Here is a 17,390-nt window from a genome sequence, read left to right on the forward strand (position 1 = left end):
CCCACAACCACACCACACATGACAAGACGGCGGGCCCGGCATCCACGCCGGGCCCGCCACGGCGAGGTACCGTACGGTGAGGCGTGATCGGAAACGGCTCAGCTGACCTGGTGTCGGCGTGTCGAGTTGATAGGGCGTAGTGGATCAACCCCAGCGACAGCCTTCCTCAGGGATCAGCCGCCAGGGCAGCTACGACCGCCGCTGGTCGGGATGCACCGCGTGACTCGCGGCTCCGGCTCATTGTCGACCGGTGTCCAACCAATCAACGGAGTCCTGGCCGCCTGTCCTGCGACCGCGACAGCAAAGTAGATCAGCACCGCCCCCGCAAGAGACCCGAGGAAGTGGCGAATCCAGTATCGATCGCGGATCAGCCAGGCAAGCAACAACCCGACCGCAGGGAGCGCCAGGTTGAGCACCAGCGCTGTGGTCAGGACGGTGTCGGTGGTCGCACCGAACGCCTGTGCCTCCGCACGGGTCGCGAGGTAGGGCGACGACATACGTCGAATCATCCCGACGATGAGCAGGAACGGCACGCCGTAGAGCCAGCTGAAGAACAGAACGCCGAGTCCGACGCGCTTCATCGGGCGCCCTGCCAGACCACGCCGATCACTGCTACGGCAACGACACTGCCCAGTGCCGACAGGGTGCCGGCGACGATCGGGGAGGAGATCAGACGAGCAAGCAGACCGGTGACCGCCAGGGTGCAGACCAGCAGACCCGTGAGGACCGGACTGCCGAGGAGGACCAGCAGGGTGATCTCTTCTTGTGGTGTCAGGCAGCTGAAAATGGCCGAGCAGTCCGTGCGTGGTGCCGCAGGTATCCCTGACGATCCGACGAGAACCGCAGTGATCACGGTGGCATACCAGCCGAGCGCGACAACAAGGCTCAGCCCGAACGACGCTCGGCGTGGCGCATCGACGACATCCATGTACGGCAATCTGCCAGGAGCGTCAGGAGCAGTCATCCGTTGTCGTACTCAGTCGGCGAGTAGGTACCAGCCATCGATCATGTTCGGCGATCATCTCCGCCCGGATAATGAGCACCGTGGGCCTCGACGTACACAGCGACGACGGCTGCCGACTGTGGGGTGAGCGGTCCGGTACCGGTTCGCCGCTGGTCCTCTGTCACGGCGGTCCGGGTCTGTGGGACTACTTCGACCCGCTCGCCCGGCTCCTCGAAGATCAGGTCCGCGTCGTCCGGTGGGACCAACGCGGCTGCGGACGATCGGAGCGGCGCGGACCGTACACGGTCACCCGCTTCGTCGCCGACCTCGACGCGGTCCGTGACCAACTGGCCGGGCCACGAGTGGCCCTGCTCGGCCACTCGTGGGGTGCCCACCTGGCGTTGCGGTACGCCGTCGAACACCCCGATCGGGTCAGCCAGCTGGTCTACATCTCCGGGACCGGCATCGACTCCGGGCGGGGCTGGCATCCGCACTACGAGCGAAATCTGCGGCTGCGACTCGGGCGCCGACTGGACCGGTGGGAGGCTCTGGGCGCCCGCTCCCGTACCCCCGCCGAGGAACGTGAGTGGGCGATCCTGCAGTGGTCGGCCGACTTCGCCGATCAGGACACCGCGCTCAATCACGCCGAACACATGGCCACCCCGTGGCTGGGCATCAACTACGACTGCAGCCGAGCCATCAACGCCGAGGTCAAGCGGGAACTCGCGACCGACCTGCTCGGGGTCCACCTCGGTCGGGGCACCATCGTCGCCCGAATTTCCGGCGAACTGGCTGGCGGCGCTCGTCGCCACCCAGACGGTGGTCGCCGTCCAGACCGCCCTCACCGCCGCGCTGATCGCCTTCATCTTTCTTCGTGGCCATCGCGGGGATGCTACGTTCGTGGTGACCTGGGCACCACCGGCAGCGAACAGGCCCTCCTGAACGACGCAGTCCGGGCCGATCTCGGCGGCCGGGTGCACCACTGTGGCAGCCGGCAGGCCGTACCGGGCGATCGTCCCGGCGGTCTCGCGGCGCAGCTCGGACTGCCCGACGCCGAGGGCGACCTGGGTGGTGGCTGGCTGGTCGGCCAGCCACCGGGTCGGGCCGAGGAACGGAACACTGAGACGGTGCACCAGTTCCACGGTCGACCCGCCGGGATAGTCGTCGACGAACCCGAGCACCCGCCACCGGGGCCCGTGGGCGGCCAGGTCGTTCAGCAACCTGATCACGCCGTACATCTCGCGGCCCATCCCGCCCGCGCCCACGATCACCACGTCGGTCGTCAACGGTCGCTCCCTCGCCGGCCCGAAACGCCACCGCCCCCGTCAACTGAACCGGCGGGCGGTCGCGGAGGTGACGGCATCCGACGTCCCGCGACGGTACGCGCTCGGCGTGAACCCGAGCACCGTACGGAACTCGGTCGCCAGGTGGGCCTGGTCGGCGTACCCGAGTCGGGCCGCCAGCCCGGCCAGGTCGGTGGCCGGATCGGTCCGCAGCAACTGCGCCGCCTCCTGCAACCGTCGCCGACGGATCATCGTCAGCGGCGGCAGGCCGACGTGGCGGCGGGCCAACCGCTGCACCGTCCGGGTCGACACGTGCAGCCGGGCGGCGACGTCCTCGACCCTCAGCACCGCGTGGTCGGTGTCGACGAGCTCCGCCAGGGTGTTGGCCAGCAGCGCCTCCGGACCGGGCGGCCCGACCGTGGCGTTCAGCCAGTCAGCGAACGCCTCCACCGCACCGGCGTGCCGCTGCGACGCGTCGCCGACGCTGGTCATCGCCTCGACCACCGGCCGCCGCAGGTCGGACAGGTCAAACAGCCGGGAGGCGTCCCGCAACGCAGCGGGATCCGAGGTGAAGTGCGGCACCGCCGCCGGGCGCAGCAGCGCTCCGACCGCCCAGCCGGTGCCGGTCAGGTCCCGGTACGAGACCCGGGTCGTCGGGCCGGCCAGCTCCACCCCGTCCGGGCCGACGACCAGGTTGCAGGCGGGAAACGACAGGATCTGCTGCCGGGAGGTACGGCCCGACGCGATCTGCCACTCGGGGATCCAGAACCAGCGGACCAGCGACGCGACCTGCTCCGGCGGCGGCAGCCGGGCGAAGGTCGGCAGCCGGGCCGGGTACAGGATGCCGCGCTGCGCCGGGTCCACGGAAGCCAGGCTACGGCCTGCCACACCGGCGGGTTGCCGGCTGTCGCGAATCTCCAAGCCGCCGCGCTGGCACGCTGCCTAGGGTCGGGACATGTCCGACACCTTCGCGGCCGCCGACGGCCGATACACCACCAACGGTACGCCGCACGGCGTCACCAGCCTCACCCCGTTCCTGGCCGTTCCGGACGCACGCGGCGCTATCGCCTTCTACCGGGACGTGTTCGGGGCGCGGGTGGTTGACGTGACCGAGATGGGCGGCGCCGTCGTGCACGCGGTGCTCGACTTCGGCAACGGCCAACTGCAGCTCGGCGAGCCGTCCCCGGCGTACGGCCTGGTTGCCCCGCCGGCCGGCGACGAGGACTGCTATTCGATGGGGCTGTACTGCCCGGACGTCGACGCGACGCTCGCCCGTGCGGTCGCGGCCGGCGCGACGGTACGGGAGCCGGCGACGACCTTCGTCTCCGGTGACCGGTTCGCCAGCATCCGCGACCCGTACGGGGTGCGCTGGTCGACCATGACACGGGTCGAGGACCTGTCCGAGTCCGAAAGCGCCCGCCGGGTCGCCGAATGGGCCGCTCAGCGGGGCTGACGAACAGGCCGGTTGGCACGCCGCAATCTCAGCGCGGTGATAGCCGCCAAGGGCACACAGGCCACGAGGAGCGCTGCGGCGCCGAGGACAATGCGGCCCCGATTCGACGTTTCGGCCATCGTGTCGGTGACCCAGGCGTCGAGGTTGTCGGTGCGGGCGCTGAAGTCCGCTCCGGAGTGCGGACAGCCCGGTCCCGAGCTGACGACGGCCACCAGTTCGGCCGTTCCATCGGCTCGTTCGCGGAAGTATGGACCGCCGGAGTCGTGCGCGCACGGGCTGGTGTCCGGACGGGGTGCCCGACCGGAAGTCTCGATCAGGGTCTCGCCGACCGCCTCGACGATGAACTGACCGGTCTGCAGCCGCGTCGGGGCGACGATCGCATCGCCGTCGGTGACCAGTCCGTATCCGGTCAGCCGGAGCGTCTCGCCCACCGCCGGCGGCGTGGTGGCGATCTTCAGCGGCGTGATGCCGGTGACGGCGGTGCCGAGCTCGGCGAGGGCCACGTCGCTCGTCTCGGCCTGGCGCACCGCTATGACTTCGACTTCCTGTCCGCCCCCACTGTTCAGATCGGTGCGCCCGATCGTCGCGGTGGTACGACTGGCAACGGTGCGGCTCACCCAGCGGCCGTCGTCACCTCGGAAGCAGTGCCCGGCGGTGATCACCCAGCGTGGTGCGATCAGTGCCCCGGAGCACGAACTGTCCCGGGTGCCACCGTCGGCGGTGGGCAGCTCGGTCATGGTGAGCAGGACCGAGAACCGGTAGGCCCCGTCGGCTGCGTCCGCGCCGTACGCGATCGCCGCCGCGCTACGGGCCCCGATGGGAACGACAGCTGCAGCCACCAGGAAGATCACGAAAGAATTCAGCACATATCGTCGCAAAACTATCACCGGCACCTATGAGAAGCAACGTGGGATGGGATCATGCTTGCGGTCCGGTGGTCTGGAGAGCGTCAGCGACGCCCTTATACATCCTTTATCCGAGCTGTGCGAATCTGTCGGGTAGCCGGGACGGGGCAAGGGAAGGACACGGCGTGCGGGTGCTGGTGGCGGACGACGAGCGATTGCTGGCCGACATGGTCGGCGAAGGACTACGCCGGCTGTCGATGGCCGTCGACGTGGTCTACGACGGAGACGGGGCCCTGGAACGGCTTGGGGTCAACCGGTACGACGTGGCCGTCATCGACCGGGACATGCCGGGACACACCGGCGACGAGGTGTGCCGATCGGTCGTCGACTCCGGTGACGGCACCCGGGTGCTGCTGCTGACCGCAGCAGCCGGCATCCGCGACCGTGTCGAAGGTCTCGGCCTCGGTGCCGACGACTACCTGACCAAGCCGTTCGCGTTCGCCGAGCTCGTCGCCCGGGTCCAGGCTCTGTCCCGGCGCTCGGGCCCCGCGTTGCCGCCGGTGTTGGAGCGCAGCGGGATCGTCCTGGACGTCACGCGGCACACGGCCACCCGCGACGGTCGAGTGCTGTCGCTGTCACCGAAGGAGTTTGCCGTCCTGCACGTGCTGATGCGGGCGGGTGGTGGTGTCGTCAGCGCCGAGGACCTGCTGGAACAGGCCTGGGACGAGCACGCCGACCCGTTCACCAACTCGGTCCGCATGACCGTCATGACGCTGCGCCGCAAGCTGGATGAACCCGAGGTGATCCACACGGTGCCGCGTGTCGGATACCGACTCGGTCCATGAGTCCCCGGACACCGGCCCGACGAATCCTGCTGCTGTGTGGCGCACTCCTGCTCGCGGCCCAGGTCGCACCGCTGCTCGCCGGGCAGACACTCGCCTGGTGGCAGGCGTTCAGTACTGATTGGTGCGGTATTCCACCGGGGCAGGCACCGGACAGCGATACCCCGTTCATCTGCGTGCAGATGTTCCGGCGGCCCAGCATCCCCCGCGCGATCGCTCTCGCCGCCGCGCTGGCGGCCATGTTGGCCGCCGCGTACCCGATGGTGCGGTGGTGCCTGCGGCCGATCCGGGAGCTGACCGCCGGGATTGCGAACATCGGACCGATGAATCTGGGTCACCGGCTCCGCCCAGGTCCGGGCCGTTCCGAGCTGGCCGAGCTGGGCCGAGCGATCGACGAGATGATGGATCGGATAGCCGTCGGCTACGAAGCGCAACGCCGGTTCGCCGCGGACGCGTCCCATGAGCTGCGTACCCCGCTCGCCGTGCAACGGACACTGATCGAGGTCGGCATGGCCCGGACCCTGACCGCCGAGCAGTTCGAGCTCCTCACGACCCAGTTGCTTGCGACCAATGAGCGCAACGAGCGCCTCATCGAAGGGCTGCTGGTGCTCAGCGAGAGCGACCGCGGTCTGGTCGCCCGGACACCACAGCGGCTCGACCGGATCGTGGCCGCGGTGCTCGACGCTCAACAGGCGCGGGCCGCCGAAGCCGGGGTGACGATCACCAGCCGGCTCCAGCCCCGGGTGGTGCTCGGCGAGCAGGTGCTGCTGGAGCGGCTGGTCGCCAACCTTGTGCAGAATGCCGTGAAGTACAACCGGACCGACGGGGTCATCGAGGTGCAGGTCGGTGACGACCCCGCCCTGGTCGTGTCGAACACCGGCGATGACGTACCCGTCGAGGAGGTGTCGGCCCTGTTCGAGCCTTTCCGGCGCCGGTTCGGGAACCGTATCGACCACAGCGGCGGGGCCGGGCTCGGACTGGCGATAGCCCGCTCGATCACCCGGGCACACGATGGCATCATCGCGGCCTCGTCCACCGGCCACGACGGCCTTCGTGTCCAGGTGTCGTTCCCCGCCGCGTCGTCGCCCACCGCCTCGACCTGAGGCCTGCGGCGAATTTCTCCTGAATGGACGATCAACCCGCCGACGTCATCGACCACCCGCCGGCGTCATCGACCAAGGGCGGGCTCTCGATCCCCCGAGAGCCAGCCCTTGGTCTGCTGCTTCTTGTGGTGGAGCTGAGGGGATTCGAACCCCTGACCCCCTCGATGCGAACGAGGTGCGCTACCGGACTGCGCCACAGCCCCAGGATCGGGTGACCCGCCGCCAGACCAGCAGTGGACCGGCGACAAGGCTAACAGGTCGGGCACCCGGCGCGCGAATCACTCCCCCGGTCACGGCTGGGACAGTCCACCCGGCGCCGGTCAGGACCGGCCAGTGTCGTAGCTGCGACCGGCCTCGTAGGCCCGGCCCCGCAGGCCACCGGTACGGCGGTAGGAGACCGACCCGCCGACCCCGCCGCCGCTGGCCGCAGCCGGCAGGTCGCGCGGCCGGTCCAGGCCCATCGCGGCGCGGCGCATCACCTCCCGCTGGGCTGCGAGCCGGCGCTGCTGCTCCCGGCGGGCGGCGGCCCGGCGGGCCTGCTCGCGGCGCACCTCGGCCTGCCGGGCGGCCAGCCAGGCCGCTTCCCGGGCGCGTTGCCGGCGGCGGCGACGATCGGCGATCGCCCGGTTGCGCAGGTGCACCAGGTACACAGCGAGCAGCAGCGCGGTGACCGCGAAGCTGATCCAGAAGCCGGGGCCGACCACCAGCACGCCGATCAACTCGACCAGGTTGAGCAGCAGCAACGCCGCGAAGACCCGGCGGCGACGGACCACCGCCGGGGTGTGCCGACGAGCCGGGGCACGGCGCGGTCGGACGCCGGCAGTCGGGACAAGCCGCAGCCTGCCCACCCGTCGGCCGGCACCGCGCTGGCTGGCACCTGGTCGACCGGCGGCCGGCATCGGAGCGGACGGAGCATTGAACGACCCGGCGTCGGACGCCGTACCACCTGCCGGACCGGCCGTGCGGCGCACCGTGAGCCGTCGGGGCGGGTTGACCGGCCGTTTCCCGGGCACGGTGCGACGACGGCGGCGGCGTTGCAGCACCCGCGCCGTCGACTGCGCCCGCTCCGCCACCAGGCGCTCGGTAGCGTCGTACCGGCGGACCAGCGCTGGTGCGAGGGCGAGCAGCCCGGCGGCGGCGAGGACGGCGAGGAGCACCGAGGTCGGCACCCTCACCCCTCCCGTCACCCCGAGGCAACCCGCCACCCATGCACGGACATGAAAGGCTTGATAGGTTGCCGTACCTTCTCGTTACTTGAGGTTACGGGCGTCCGACCAGGAATTTTGTACGCCGCGCCGACCATGGCCGGCGGTTGTGTTCAGTGGGCACTGGCCTGCAGCCGCCGCCAGCGGGCCAGCAGTCCCCCTTCGACCAGCACATCCTCGCTGGTCAGGGCATATCCGATGTGATCACGCCAGGCACCGTCGATGTGCATGTAACGATGGTGGTAGGACTCCTCACGGAAACCCAGCTTCTCGACTACACGACGTGACGGGATGTTCTCCGGTCGGACGTTGACCTCGATCCGGTGCAGTCCGCCAACGGCGAAGGCATGGTCCACCGCCAGGGCCAACGCGGTCGGGATCACGCCCCGTCCGGCGACCGCCGCGTCCACCCAGTAGCCGGCGTATCCGGAGCAGAACGCCCGCCGCACGATGTTGCCGATGTTCAGGTGACCCACCAGCTGCTCGGCACCCGCCTCGACCAGACAGACCGCGAATGGCATGCTCTCACCGCGCCGCGACTGTCGACGCTGGTCACGGTAGAGATAGCGGAACGCATCCGGCGAGTTCAGCTCGTGCCACGGCCCCGGCGGCGCCGGCTCCCACGGGGCCAGCCAGGGCTGGTTGCGCCGCCGGACCGCCGACCAGTCAGCGGCGTCACTGCGACGGTACGGGCGCAGCAGCACCGGACCGTCGGTGAGCACCACCGGCCAGCCCGGAGCCTCGTCCCCGATCACCGCTGCCGGTCCAGCAGCAACACGTCGACGGTGGACCCGGCGGCGGCGGTGGTCACCCGCTCACCGAGCACCAGCAGGCCGTTCGCCTCGGCCAGCCCGGACAGGGTGAACGGCCCGCCGGGCAGCGGCTGCACGGTGTAGCCGCCGCCGCGCCGCTCCGCGACGTTGGCCGGACGGAACTCCCGCAGGCCGACCGGCGACGACACGGTCTCCAGCAGATGGGCACGCACACTCGGCCGGAACACCGGCTCGGCACCGGCCAGCAACTGGATCACCGGCCGGGCCAGCACCTCGAACCCGACCAGCGCGGAGCCGGGCTCCCCGGGCAGGCAGACCACGGGCACCTCCTCGGCTCCGACCGTACCGAATCCGAGGGCGGTTCCGGGATAGAGCGCGACCTCGGTGAAGGTGACCGGCCCCGCGCGGCCCCCCTCCCGCCGGGAAAAGATCCGCCGGACCATGTCGCCGGGCCCGGTACCGGTGCCGCCGGTGGTAATGATCAGATCGGCCCGCATCGCCTGATCCTCGAGCAGCCCCCGCAGCCCCTCCGGATCGTCGTCGCAAATACCCACCCGGTACGCCAACGCGCCCACCTCGGCGACAGCGGCGGTGAGCGCGTGCGAGTTCGCGTCCACCACCTGCCCCGGCTGGCTGCTGCGGCCCACGTCGACCAACTCGTCACCGGTCGCCACGATCACCACCCGTGGGCTGGGCCGGACCACCACGTGCCCGATCCCGGTAGCGGCGAAGACCGCCACCATCGCCGGCGTCACGTACGAGCCGGCGCGGGCCAGGACTGCCCCGGCCGGCAGTTCGTCGCCGGCCCGCCGCAGCCCGGACCCGCGCCGGGGCACCTGGAAGATCTCCACCGCGGCCATGCCCTGATCGGTCCAGTCGATCGGCACCACCACGTCGGCGGCGATCGGCAACGGTGCCCCGGCCGCCACCGAGAAGCAGGTGCCCGGGGTCAGCCGGACCGGCCGCCAGCTCGCCGCGCCCAGGTCGCCCACCACGTTGAGGCGCACCGAGCGGGGCACGGCCGGGGTCGCCGACCGGCTGGCCGGAATCACCCTGCTCCCCCGGCCAGCCGAGGCGATGTCCTCCCAGCGTGCCGCGTACCCATCGATCACGGCCTGGTCGAACGCGGGAAATGCGTGCGGCGCCACGACATCCTCGGCCAGGAGATTGCCGTGCGCCTGGGTCAGGTCGAGGTCGAGCGGCGGCAGCGGCCGAATCCTGCGCAGCACACTGCCCAGGTATTCGGCGAGCGGCGTCAGCTCGTTGAAGGCCGCCTCGGCACCGGCCGTCGCGGTCATGTAGAGGGCACCCCTGGCGCGTCGGCCACGAACTCCTTCAGCCACGCCCGGAACTCGTCTCCGAGCCCTTCCCGCTGACAGGCGATCTGCACCACGGCCTGCAGGTAGCCCAGCGGCGCCCCGGTGTCGTAGCGGGTGCCCCGGTAGACGATGCCGTGCACCGGTGTCCCCTCAGCCAGCAGCATCGCCATCGCGTCGGTCAGCTGGATCTCGCCGCCGCTGCCCGGCTTGGTCCGCTTGATCGCCTCGAAGATGCTCGGCGGCAGCACGTAGCGGCCCAGCACCGCGAGGTTGCTCGGCGCCTCCTCGGCCGACGGCTTCTCCACCAGCCCGGTCACCCGGACGATCTCGGCGCCGTTCTGCACCGACTCGGCGGCCGGTTCGACCGACGCGATGCCGTACCGCTTGGTTTCGGCCGGCGGCACCTCCATGAAGGCCAGCACGATCCCGCCGGCCCGGGCCTGCAGGTCGATCATTGCCGGCAGCAGCGGGTCGTTCTCATCGACGAACTCGTCGCCGAGCAGCACCGCGAACGGTTCGTCGCCGACATGGCTCTGCGCGCAACCCACCGCGTGGCCGAGTCCGAGCGGCTCGTGCTGGCGGCAGGTGTAGATCTCGGCCAGCTCGCTCGGCCGCCGGATCGCTGCCAGCCGCTCCTGGTCGCCCTTGTCGGCGAGCCGGCCTTCCAGGTAGGGCTGCCGGTCGAAGTGGTCAACCATGGAGGTCTTGCCGCGGCCGGTGATCAGCAGTACGTCGTTGATCCCGGCGGCGGTGGCCTCCTCGACGATGTACTGCAGGACCGGCCGGTCGACCAGCGGGAGAAGCTCCTTCGGTACGGCCTTGGTGGCCGGCAGGAACCGGGTGGCGAGCCCGGCGGCGGGGATGACCGCCTTCACCGCCCGCTGATCCGCGTTGGCGGTGGGGGTCGTTGCTGGGGTGGCTGCATGCTCCGACATGCCGCGAGACTATCGGCCACGGGTCTGTCGCGGCGGGTGTGGCCCGAAAGACGCGCCGCCGCCGCGCGACGGTCCGCCCTCCGGGGCGGCCGCGCCGCCGCCCGCCGGTACCCGGGTCGACCGGGCCGGCGCCCGGTCGGCGACGTGGAAAGCGTCCCGGCCAGCCGCTTTCGCCGCGTACAGCGCGTCGTCGGCGGCGTCGAGGACCTCCTCGCCGTCGCCAGCGTGGTCCGGGTATACGGCAATGCCGATCGATACCGTTACCGACACGGTGGCGTGTGCCCGCCGCCCGGCCCCGGCGTACGGCTCGACCCGAATCGGGCGGTCGCGGATCGCGGCACAGAGCCGCTCCGCGACGGTGGCCGCGCCACGGACGTCGGTCTCGGGCAACAGCACCACGAACTCCTCGCCGCCCTGCCGGAAGGCCAGGTCCACCTCACGGATCTCGGCCCGGATCCGGCGGGCGAACTCGACCAGGACGCTGTCCCCGGCCGCGTGCCCGTACGTGTCGTTGATGTCCTTGAACCGGTCCAGGTCGAGCACGAGTACGGCGAGCATCCGACCGAACCGGTTGGCCCGTTCGATCTCCCGATGGATCGACTCCCGCAGGTGCCGGTAGTTCCACAGCCCGGTCAGCGGGTCGGTCACCGACAGCCGCTCGGCCTCCTTGTGCATCCGTACGTTGTTGACCGCCACCGCCGCGTGCCCGGCGAAGGTCCGCAGCGTCATCAGATCGGCGTCGTCGAACTCGTCGCCGCCGAGCCGGTCGTAGACGGCCAGCACCCCGAACGCGGCGGGCGCACCCGGACCGTGCCGGCCGGGGGCACGCTGCCCACCCGCCCCGGGCACCCCCACGCCGAACTCATCGGTCCAGTTCGGCACCGAGAAGGGCACCGCGACATAGGTCCGGCAGGCCGGCTCGTACGCCGACAGGGCCGGACCGTCGCGTTCGATCCGCCCCCGTTTCGGCTGACCGCTGACGGCCACCGTGCCGAGCAGTCCACTGCCGAGCGGCACGTGCAGCGTCCCATCCGGGCCCACCTGGCTGGCTGCCGCGTCCGGTCCCGTCGGCTGATCGGCCGCCGGGCCGGTGCCGGCCGGGGTCGTCCGGTTGGACGACTGGCCGACCAGTACCCCGGCCGCCGGGTCGAGCACCAGTACGGCACCGTCCCTCGCCCCGGTCGCGGCCAGCGCGGTCTGCAGGATCACCCGCAGGATGCGCTGGAGATCGTGGGTGCTCGACAGGGTGTCGCCCAGAATCGTCAGCTGGCCGCGCAGCTGGTCCCGGCTCGCGGTCAGGGCCTGCACGTACGCCTGTGCCTCACGGGTCATCCGGTTGAAGATGGTGGCGAGCTCGCTCACCTCGTCCGAGCCGCGAACCGGGACCCGGGCGGCCAGGTCACCGTCGACAACCCGGCTCGCGGCGTCGGCGAGCTCGGCCAGTGGCTGCGTGGTGGACCGGGCCAGCCACCAGGCGGCGACCACCGCGAGCAGTCCTGCCAGGACGACCGTCGCCACCAGTACCGCGTACAGGCCGGACAGCTGGTCCCGTGGGGTGGACAGCACCATCGGCAACAGCTGGCCGTCGTCGGGGCCGAGCCGGCGCACCTGCCGCCCGCCGTCGGTCCAGCTGGTCCCGCCGTCGGCGAGCCGGCCGGCGGTGGCCACCACGTTGCCCCGCACCTCGGACGGCTCGGTGCTGTGCACCACCGTGGCCCGGTCGGTGCCGGCGAGCAGGGTGATGCCCACGCCGGTCGACGCGGCGAGCCGGGCGACGAGGTCGGCGTCCAGCAGCTTGACCGCTGACACCTGACCGACCAAGGCGTCGTTCTCATCCCGGACCTCGACGAACGCCGCGAGGGTCGGCATCGCCCCGCTGCCACCGGCGCCGTCCGGCCCGGGTGTCGTCGCCGACCCGGTGCCGTCCGGCGACCCGGTGGCGGTGTCCGCCGGTGGTGCCTGCCACGACTGTCCACTACCGGTGCTGTCAGCTCCACCGTTGTCGTCCCGCCCGCTCGCACAGTCGACCCAGGGCGCCGCCGGCGGGTCGGCGGTGGCCACGATCGACGCACCGTCCGGGCCGGTCGCCTGGACTGCGGAGGCGAGCCCGCGGGCCACCACCTGGTCTGCGGCAACGGCCAGTCGGGCCGGATCGGGCAGCAGCAGAGCCACCGCGCCCGCGGCAGCCTCCAGTTGGCTGCACAGCGCGTTGACCGAAGTGCCGACGCTGGCGGTGGCCAGGTCGAGGCGTTCGGTGGAACGGCTCTGCCCGACGGCCGCGACGGTCGCGCCGACGAAGAACGCCCCGAGCAGGACCGGTCCGAGCACGACCGTGAGGAAAGCGGTGGTCAACCGTCCGCGCAGGGTCACGCTTCCCCCAGAGGATTCTGCACCTGATGGTGCGATGCTGACACAAGCCAGATATTCCGCAGCGGTTGCCACCAGGAGTGTTGAGTGTCGGATTTTCCCGATGGAGCGAACGCCTGTCCATCGATCAAGGACAGACTCCGTACTGACATTCTCGCCCAGCGGCGCAAGCTGACGTCCGATCAGCTCACCCTGGCCGGTAGCCGGGTCAGGGCCACCGTACGTCAGCTGATCGATCGGTTCAGGCCGGCGCAGGTCGCCGGGTACCTGCCGATCGGCAGCGAACCTGGTGGTCCAGGGCTCGCCGACCTGCTCGCCGAGGCGGTCGGCGGACCGGACCGGGTGCTGTTACCGGTCCTGCTGCCCGACCGGGACCTCGACTGGGCCCGGTTCGACGGGCCGAATCCGGCCGGTACGTCGGGCCGAGCAGGCACATCCGGCCGAGCAGGCACATCCGGTATGCGGCAACCGGCCGGTCCCCGGCTGGGCCGCGCGGCGGTGGCCGACGTCGAGCTCGTCGTGGTGCCGGCCCTCGCCGTCGACCACCACGGCGTACGGCTGGGCCGTGGTGGCGGCTCCTACGACCGGGCGCTCGCCCGGGTGCCCGGTGGCGTACCGGTGGTCGCGCTACTGCACGACGGCGAGTTGCTGCCGCAGGTCCCGGCCGAGCCGCACGACCGACCGGTGTCAGCGGTGATCACGCCGTCGGAGGTGCGCTGGTTCACTCCCGCGCGGTGAGCTCTGCCGCTTCCCGCTGGACGTAGTGGGGTCTGATGGCGGATCATTGGCACTCGAATGGGTTGAGTGCCAGATGGCCTAGCCAGTGTCGGAGGAGACCGTGCCTACGTACCAGTACGCCTGCACCGCGTGCGGACACCAGCTCGAGGCGGTGCAGTCGTTCACCGACGAGCCACTGCGCGACTGCCCGTCGTGCACCGGGCGACTTCGCAAGGTGTTCAACTCGGTGGGCATCGTCTTCAAGGGCTCCGGCTTCTACCGGACCGACTCGCGCAGCGGCCAAGGCGGCAGCTCGGCCGACGGTTCCTCGGCGCCGTCGTCGGACAAGCCCGCAGAGAAGAAGGACGCCGCGGCGTCCTCGGGCGGCGGCAAGACCGACAGCGGCAGTAAGACCGACAGCGGTGGCAGCTCGTCGGGCAGTTCCGGCGGTACATCGACGTCCGGCGGGACGACCAAGGCACCTGCCACAGCGGGATCAGCGAACAGCTGACCCGGATCGGCGGCGGGCAGACCGCCTGTCAGCTCCAGTGCGGTGGCCGCTCGGCCAACAACCAGGCGTCGTCCGAGCTGGTGGTGCGCTCGCCCCAGCCCAGGTCGGTGTCGTCGCTGGTCTGCTCGGGCAGCAGCGGCGCGTCATCGTCGCTCAGGTCGACGAGACGATCGTCGTCACCACGACCGTCCGGCACGGTCAGGCCGGTCATCGCTCATCCGTCGTTCGCACCCCACCAGGCTACCGCCCCGGCCGGTGATCCGCCGAAGCCCGACACCGCACTGGCCGAGCCGTCGGAGCGGGCCGGTGAATTGATAGCGTCGTCTGTCGTGACCACAGATGACGGCGCGGGCGACGACGCGTACTGGCGGCGCCCGGACCCGGACGTCCTCGGCGGTGGACCGGACGGGTCAGGCGGTGCCGGGCCGGTCGGCTACAGCGGGCCACCGGTCGGCGCTCCGCCGCCGCCCGGCTGGCGTCCGCCAGTGGTGGTCAATCCGGCCCCGCCCGGCACGCTGCCACCGCAGGACCTGGCGGCGCTCGACAGCGAGGAGCGCAACGCCCGTACCGTCACCTACGGCGTCGGCATGATCGCTGCCGCTGTCATGATCATCCTGACCTGTCTGCTCTGCTCCCGGCTGGTGTTCTGACCGGCGGACCTGGCACGGGCGCACCGCGCGGCAACCACCCGAACCCGCTGTGGCCACCGCCACGATGCCCGTGGTTCTATCTTGTACCGCGCCCACCTGCGTGTTTCGATGGACAGATGCCGGCCGAGGAGGAATTGCGCAGCCGAGGTCTGCGGGTCACCCGGCCACGGCTCGCCGTTCTCGACGTGCTCGCGCAAGGCGGGCATCTGGGCGTGGACGAGATCGCCCGCCAGGTGCGCAACCGCATCGACTCGGTCTCCACCCAGGCGGTCTACGACGTGCTGAACGTCTTCGCCGAAGCCGGTCTGGCCCGGCGAATCGAGCCGGCCGGTGGCGCGGCCCGCTACGAGCGACGCACCGGGGACAACCACCATCACGTGGTCTGCCGCGAGTGCGGCGTGGTCGGGGATGTCGACTGCGCGGTCGGCGCCGCACCATGCCTGGAACCGACCGCCGACCACGGCTTCGTGATCGACGAGGCGGAAGTTACCTTCTGGGGGTTGTGTCCCGACTGTCAGGCGAGGGTGGCCCGGTGACCGCCGACAACGACCTCGGGCTGTTCGGGCCCGGATCGGTCACCTGGCGGGTGCACGACGAGCCGATTCTCGTCGTCGCCGGGCTACGCAGCCTGTACCTGCAGGCGTTGCACCCGAGGGCGATCGCCGGGGTGGCGCAGAACTCGAGCTACCGAAGCGACCCGTTCGGCCGGCTGATGCGCACCTCCACCTACGTGGCGACCACGGTCTGGGGCACCACCGCCGAGGCGGACGCCGCCGCCGCCCGGATCCGCCGGCTGCACGCCCGGCTGCGGGCCACCGACCCGTCCACCGGCGCCGAGTTCCGCGTCGACGAGCCCGACCTGCTGCGCTGGGTACACGTCGCCGAGGTCGAGTCGTTCCTGGACACCGCGACCCGCGCCGGCCTGAGGCTGACCCCTGCCGAGGTGGACCGCTACTACGTCGAGCAACGGCGCAGCGCGGCACTGGTCGGTCTCGACCCGGACAGCGTCCCCGGCAGCGCGGCCGACGTCGACGCGTACTACCGAGCGGTCCGACCGGACCTGCGGATGACCCGCGAGGCGGCCGACACCGCGCTGTTCCTCACCGCCCCGCCGGTACCCGGTCAGCTCAGTCTGCCGTGGCGGCTCGGGTTGGGTTTCGGCCCGCCCCGGCTGGCGTACCTCGGTGTAGCGGCCACCGCGATCGGCCTGCTGCCGGCCTGGGCCCGGCGCATGTACGGCGGCCTCGGCCTGCCGACCACCGACCTCTGCGCGGCCGTCGCCGCCCGTGGCCTGCGGTTCGCGTTGCGGGCGGTGCCGCGCAACCTGGTGGAGGGACCGATCCGCGCCGCCGCACGTGACCGGGCAGAACGGGCCGCCGCCCCGGTCACTCCTGCGGCGTACGCGGCTGCGGTGGTGCCGTGAGCAGCCGGTCGACGGCGGCCCACTGCTGCTGCTCCGGGTAGCCGTCGCCGGCCGGGCACACCCGCCGGTAGTCGCACCAGCCGCAGAGCGTGCCCGGCGACGCCGGAAACGCGTCGTCCGGGTCCGCGCCGTCGGCGACGGCCCGCTCCGCACCGGTGATGTCCCGCGCCGTCGCCTCCGCCCGGGTGACCTGCCGATCCAGCGAATCGCTGCTGTGTTCGAAGGCGCTCACCGTACCGGTCGGCAGATGGTGCAGCTCCACCCGCCGGCAGGGCCGGCGGAAGACCCGCTGCGCGGCGTACGCGTAGAGCGCGAGCGCCTGCGAGCCACGCGCGTCGTCGGACGTCAGCCCGGCCCGCCCGGTCTTGTAGTCGACGATCACCGCCTCCGGGCCGTCCGGGCCGGTCCGGGCGTCGATCCGGTCGGCCCGACCGTTGAAGGCCAGCACCGACGTCTTCGCCGCCACCACCCGTTCGACGCCGAGCGGCTCGACGGTCGGGTCGAGCTGGTCCAGGTACGCCTCCAGCCACTGCAGGGCCTGCCGGTACGCGGCGCGTTCCTGCTCCTCGTCGCGGTACCCGTCACGCACCCAGGTCCCGTTGAGCAGGGCTGCCGCCGCCTCCGGGCGGCGCTGCTCCACCGGGCGGGCGAACCAGGCCCGCAGCGCCGTATGCACGCTGGCGCCGAGTGAGTTGTGCGCCCACGGCGGGCCTTTGGGCGGCGCCGGCCGGTCGACGTAGCTGTAGCGGTAGCGACGGGGACAGTCCGCGAACGCGGCCAGCTTGCTCGGCGTACAGACGAAGAGCCGCTCGGGCATGCCGTCGAAACCGAGCTGCTCGGCCTGGGCGGGACGGGTGCCCTTGGCAGGACGGGCGGCACCGGAGGGCCGCCGGCCCGACGGGGAGGAAGGTCGGGACACGTCCCCGATCCTGCCACGGGCCTGCCGACGGTCAGCCGGCGGCTACCGGAATGCGGGCCAGTGCTCCGGCCTTCAGGCCCGGGGGTGAAGGCCCGCGCTGGG

19 protein-coding genes, 1 tRNA gene and 2 pseudogenes are annotated in these 17,390 nt (G+C 71.5%); 9 read left to right on the forward strand and 13 right to left on the reverse strand.

Going from position 1 to position 17,390, the window contains the following annotated elements:
• Nucleotides 1-173: 173 nt before the first annotated feature.
• Nucleotides 174-581 carry a hypothetical protein gene (locus tag ACFHWT_RS30025; RefSeq protein WP_416598023.1) on the reverse strand — a complete coding sequence of 136 codons (408 nt, stop codon included), beginning with the start codon at nucleotides 579-581 and terminating at the stop codon, nucleotides 174-176.
• Nucleotides 578-928: a hypothetical protein gene (locus ACFHWT_RS30030; RefSeq protein ID WP_416598024.1), complete on the reverse strand. Its 351-nt coding sequence runs from the start codon at nucleotides 926-928 to the stop codon at nucleotides 578-580. The genes ACFHWT_RS30025 and ACFHWT_RS30030 overlap by 4 nt, the downstream gene beginning before the upstream one ends.
• A gap of 107 nt (nucleotides 929-1,035) precedes the next feature.
• Here ACFHWT_RS30030 and ACFHWT_RS30035 point away from each other — a divergent pair.
• A pseudogene (locus ACFHWT_RS30035) lies at nucleotides 1,036-1,497 on the forward strand (alpha/beta fold hydrolase); the annotation flags it as partial.
• A gap of 477 nt (nucleotides 1,498-1,974) precedes the next feature.
• Here ACFHWT_RS30035 and ACFHWT_RS30040 read toward each other — a convergent pair.
• Nucleotides 1,975-2,217: pseudogene (locus ACFHWT_RS30040) on the reverse strand (sugar acetyltransferase); the annotation flags it as partial.
• Between the two features lie 51 nt (nucleotides 2,218-2,268).
• Nucleotides 2,269-3,033 carry a helix-turn-helix domain-containing protein gene (locus tag ACFHWT_RS30045; RefSeq protein WP_416598038.1) on the reverse strand — a complete coding sequence of 255 codons (765 nt, stop codon included), beginning with the start codon at nucleotides 3,031-3,033 and terminating at the stop codon, nucleotides 2,269-2,271.
• Nucleotides 3,034-3,181: 148 nt separating this feature from the next.
• Between ACFHWT_RS30045 and ACFHWT_RS30050 the strand changes: the two genes are divergently transcribed.
• Nucleotides 3,182-3,679 carry a VOC family protein gene (locus tag ACFHWT_RS30050; protein WP_416598025.1) on the forward strand — a complete coding sequence of 166 codons (498 nt, stop codon included), beginning with the start codon at nucleotides 3,182-3,184 and terminating at the stop codon, nucleotides 3,677-3,679.
• On the opposite strand, the gene ACFHWT_RS30055 is transcribed toward ACFHWT_RS30050, so the two are convergent.
• Nucleotides 3,667-4,572, reverse strand: coding sequence for a S1 family peptidase (locus tag ACFHWT_RS30055; RefSeq protein ID WP_416598026.1), 906 nt, complete (start codon nucleotides 4,570-4,572; stop codon nucleotides 3,667-3,669). The two genes, ACFHWT_RS30050 and ACFHWT_RS30055, sit on opposite strands and share 13 nt — an antisense overlap.
• A 137-nt stretch (nucleotides 4,573-4,709) precedes the next feature.
• Between ACFHWT_RS30055 and ACFHWT_RS30060 the strand changes: the two genes are divergently transcribed.
• A complete protein-coding gene (locus ACFHWT_RS30060; protein WP_416598027.1) occupies nucleotides 4,710-5,369 on the forward strand; it encodes a response regulator transcription factor in 660 nt (219 codons plus the stop codon).
• Nucleotides 5,366-6,469 carry a sensor histidine kinase gene (locus tag ACFHWT_RS30065; protein ID WP_416598028.1) on the forward strand — a complete coding sequence of 368 codons (1,104 nt, stop codon included), beginning with the start codon at nucleotides 5,366-5,368 and terminating at the stop codon, nucleotides 6,467-6,469. The genes ACFHWT_RS30060 and ACFHWT_RS30065 overlap by 4 nt, the downstream gene beginning before the upstream one ends.
• 126 nt (nucleotides 6,470-6,595) lie before the next feature.
• Here the strand turns inward: ACFHWT_RS30065 and ACFHWT_RS30070 are convergent.
• The 6 genes from ACFHWT_RS30070 to ACFHWT_RS30095 all read right to left on the reverse strand — a co-directional run bounded on the left by ACFHWT_RS30070 (nucleotide 6,596) and on the right by ACFHWT_RS30095 (nucleotide 12,942).
• Nucleotides 6,596-6,672 (reverse strand) — tRNA-Ala (locus tag ACFHWT_RS30070).
• A 117-nt stretch (nucleotides 6,673-6,789) separates the two neighbouring features.
• Nucleotides 6,790-7,644, reverse strand: a complete 855-nt coding sequence (locus ACFHWT_RS30075; protein ID WP_416598029.1) for a hypothetical protein — start codon at nucleotides 7,642-7,644, stop codon at nucleotides 6,790-6,792.
• Between the two features lie 143 nt (nucleotides 7,645-7,787).
• Complete coding sequence (locus ACFHWT_RS30080; protein WP_416598030.1) at nucleotides 7,788-8,429, reverse strand: GNAT family N-acetyltransferase; 642 nt, start codon at nucleotides 8,427-8,429, stop codon at nucleotides 7,788-7,790.
• The gene (glp, locus tag ACFHWT_RS30085) at nucleotides 8,426-9,745 is read right to left on the reverse strand and encodes a gephyrin-like molybdotransferase Glp (RefSeq protein WP_416598031.1); all 1,320 of its coding nucleotides are present in this window, start codon (nucleotides 9,743-9,745) and stop codon (nucleotides 8,426-8,428) included. The genes ACFHWT_RS30080 and glp overlap by 4 nt, the downstream gene beginning before the upstream one ends.
• Nucleotides 9,742-10,701, reverse strand: a complete 960-nt coding sequence (locus tag ACFHWT_RS30090) for a UTP--glucose-1-phosphate uridylyltransferase (RefSeq protein ID WP_416598032.1) — start codon at nucleotides 10,699-10,701, stop codon at nucleotides 9,742-9,744. Before ACFHWT_RS30090 ends, glp begins: the two co-directional genes overlap by 4 nt.
• Nucleotides 10,702-10,710: 9 nt before the next feature.
• Nucleotides 10,711-12,942, reverse strand: a complete 2,232-nt coding sequence (locus ACFHWT_RS30095; RefSeq protein ID WP_416598039.1) for a diguanylate cyclase — start codon at nucleotides 12,940-12,942, stop codon at nucleotides 10,711-10,713.
• 213 nt (nucleotides 12,943-13,155) lie between these two features.
• Between ACFHWT_RS30095 and ACFHWT_RS30100 the strand changes: the two genes are divergently transcribed.
• A complete protein-coding gene (locus ACFHWT_RS30100) occupies nucleotides 13,156-13,806 on the forward strand; it encodes a 5-formyltetrahydrofolate cyclo-ligase (RefSeq protein WP_416598033.1) in 651 nt (216 codons plus the stop codon).
• A gap of 100 nt (nucleotides 13,807-13,906) precedes the next feature.
• Entirely contained in the window at nucleotides 13,907-14,296 is a 390-nt protein-coding gene (locus tag ACFHWT_RS30105) for an FmdB family zinc ribbon protein (RefSeq protein WP_416598034.1), read from the forward strand.
• 28 nt (nucleotides 14,297-14,324) lie between these two features.
• On the opposite strand, the gene ACFHWT_RS30110 is transcribed toward ACFHWT_RS30105, so the two are convergent.
• A complete protein-coding gene (locus ACFHWT_RS30110; RefSeq protein WP_278171565.1) occupies nucleotides 14,325-14,507 on the reverse strand; it encodes a hypothetical protein in 183 nt (60 codons plus the stop codon).
• A gap of 118 nt (nucleotides 14,508-14,625) precedes the next feature.
• Here ACFHWT_RS30110 and ACFHWT_RS30115 point away from each other — a divergent pair, with 118 nt between their 5' ends.
• From ACFHWT_RS30115 to ACFHWT_RS30125, 3 genes are all read left to right on the forward strand, one after another.
• Nucleotides 14,626-14,946: a translation initiation factor 2 gene (locus tag ACFHWT_RS30115; RefSeq protein WP_416598035.1), complete on the forward strand. Its 321-nt coding sequence runs from the start codon at nucleotides 14,626-14,628 to the stop codon at nucleotides 14,944-14,946.
• A 116-nt stretch (nucleotides 14,947-15,062) separates the two neighbouring features.
• The gene (locus ACFHWT_RS30120) at nucleotides 15,063-15,482 is read left to right on the forward strand and encodes a Fur family transcriptional regulator (protein ID WP_416598036.1); all 420 of its coding nucleotides are present in this window, start codon (nucleotides 15,063-15,065) and stop codon (nucleotides 15,480-15,482) included.
• Entirely contained in the window at nucleotides 15,479-16,369 is an 891-nt protein-coding gene (locus ACFHWT_RS30125) for an oxygenase MpaB family protein (RefSeq protein WP_416598037.1), read from the forward strand. Before ACFHWT_RS30120 ends, ACFHWT_RS30125 begins: the two co-directional genes overlap by 4 nt.
• Here the strand turns inward: ACFHWT_RS30125 and ACFHWT_RS30130 are convergent.
• Nucleotides 16,332-17,186: a PD-(D/E)XK nuclease family protein gene (locus ACFHWT_RS30130; RefSeq protein WP_416598040.1), complete on the reverse strand. Its 855-nt coding sequence runs from the start codon at nucleotides 17,184-17,186 to the stop codon at nucleotides 16,332-16,334. The two genes, ACFHWT_RS30125 and ACFHWT_RS30130, sit on opposite strands and share 38 nt — an antisense overlap.
• Nucleotides 17,187-17,390 lie beyond the last annotated feature (204 nt).

This window comes from Micromonospora sp. LOL_021 (assembly GCF_048060215.1).
In the GTDB taxonomy this organism is placed as follows: domain Bacteria; phylum Actinomycetota; class Actinomycetes; order Mycobacteriales; family Micromonosporaceae; genus Micromonospora_E.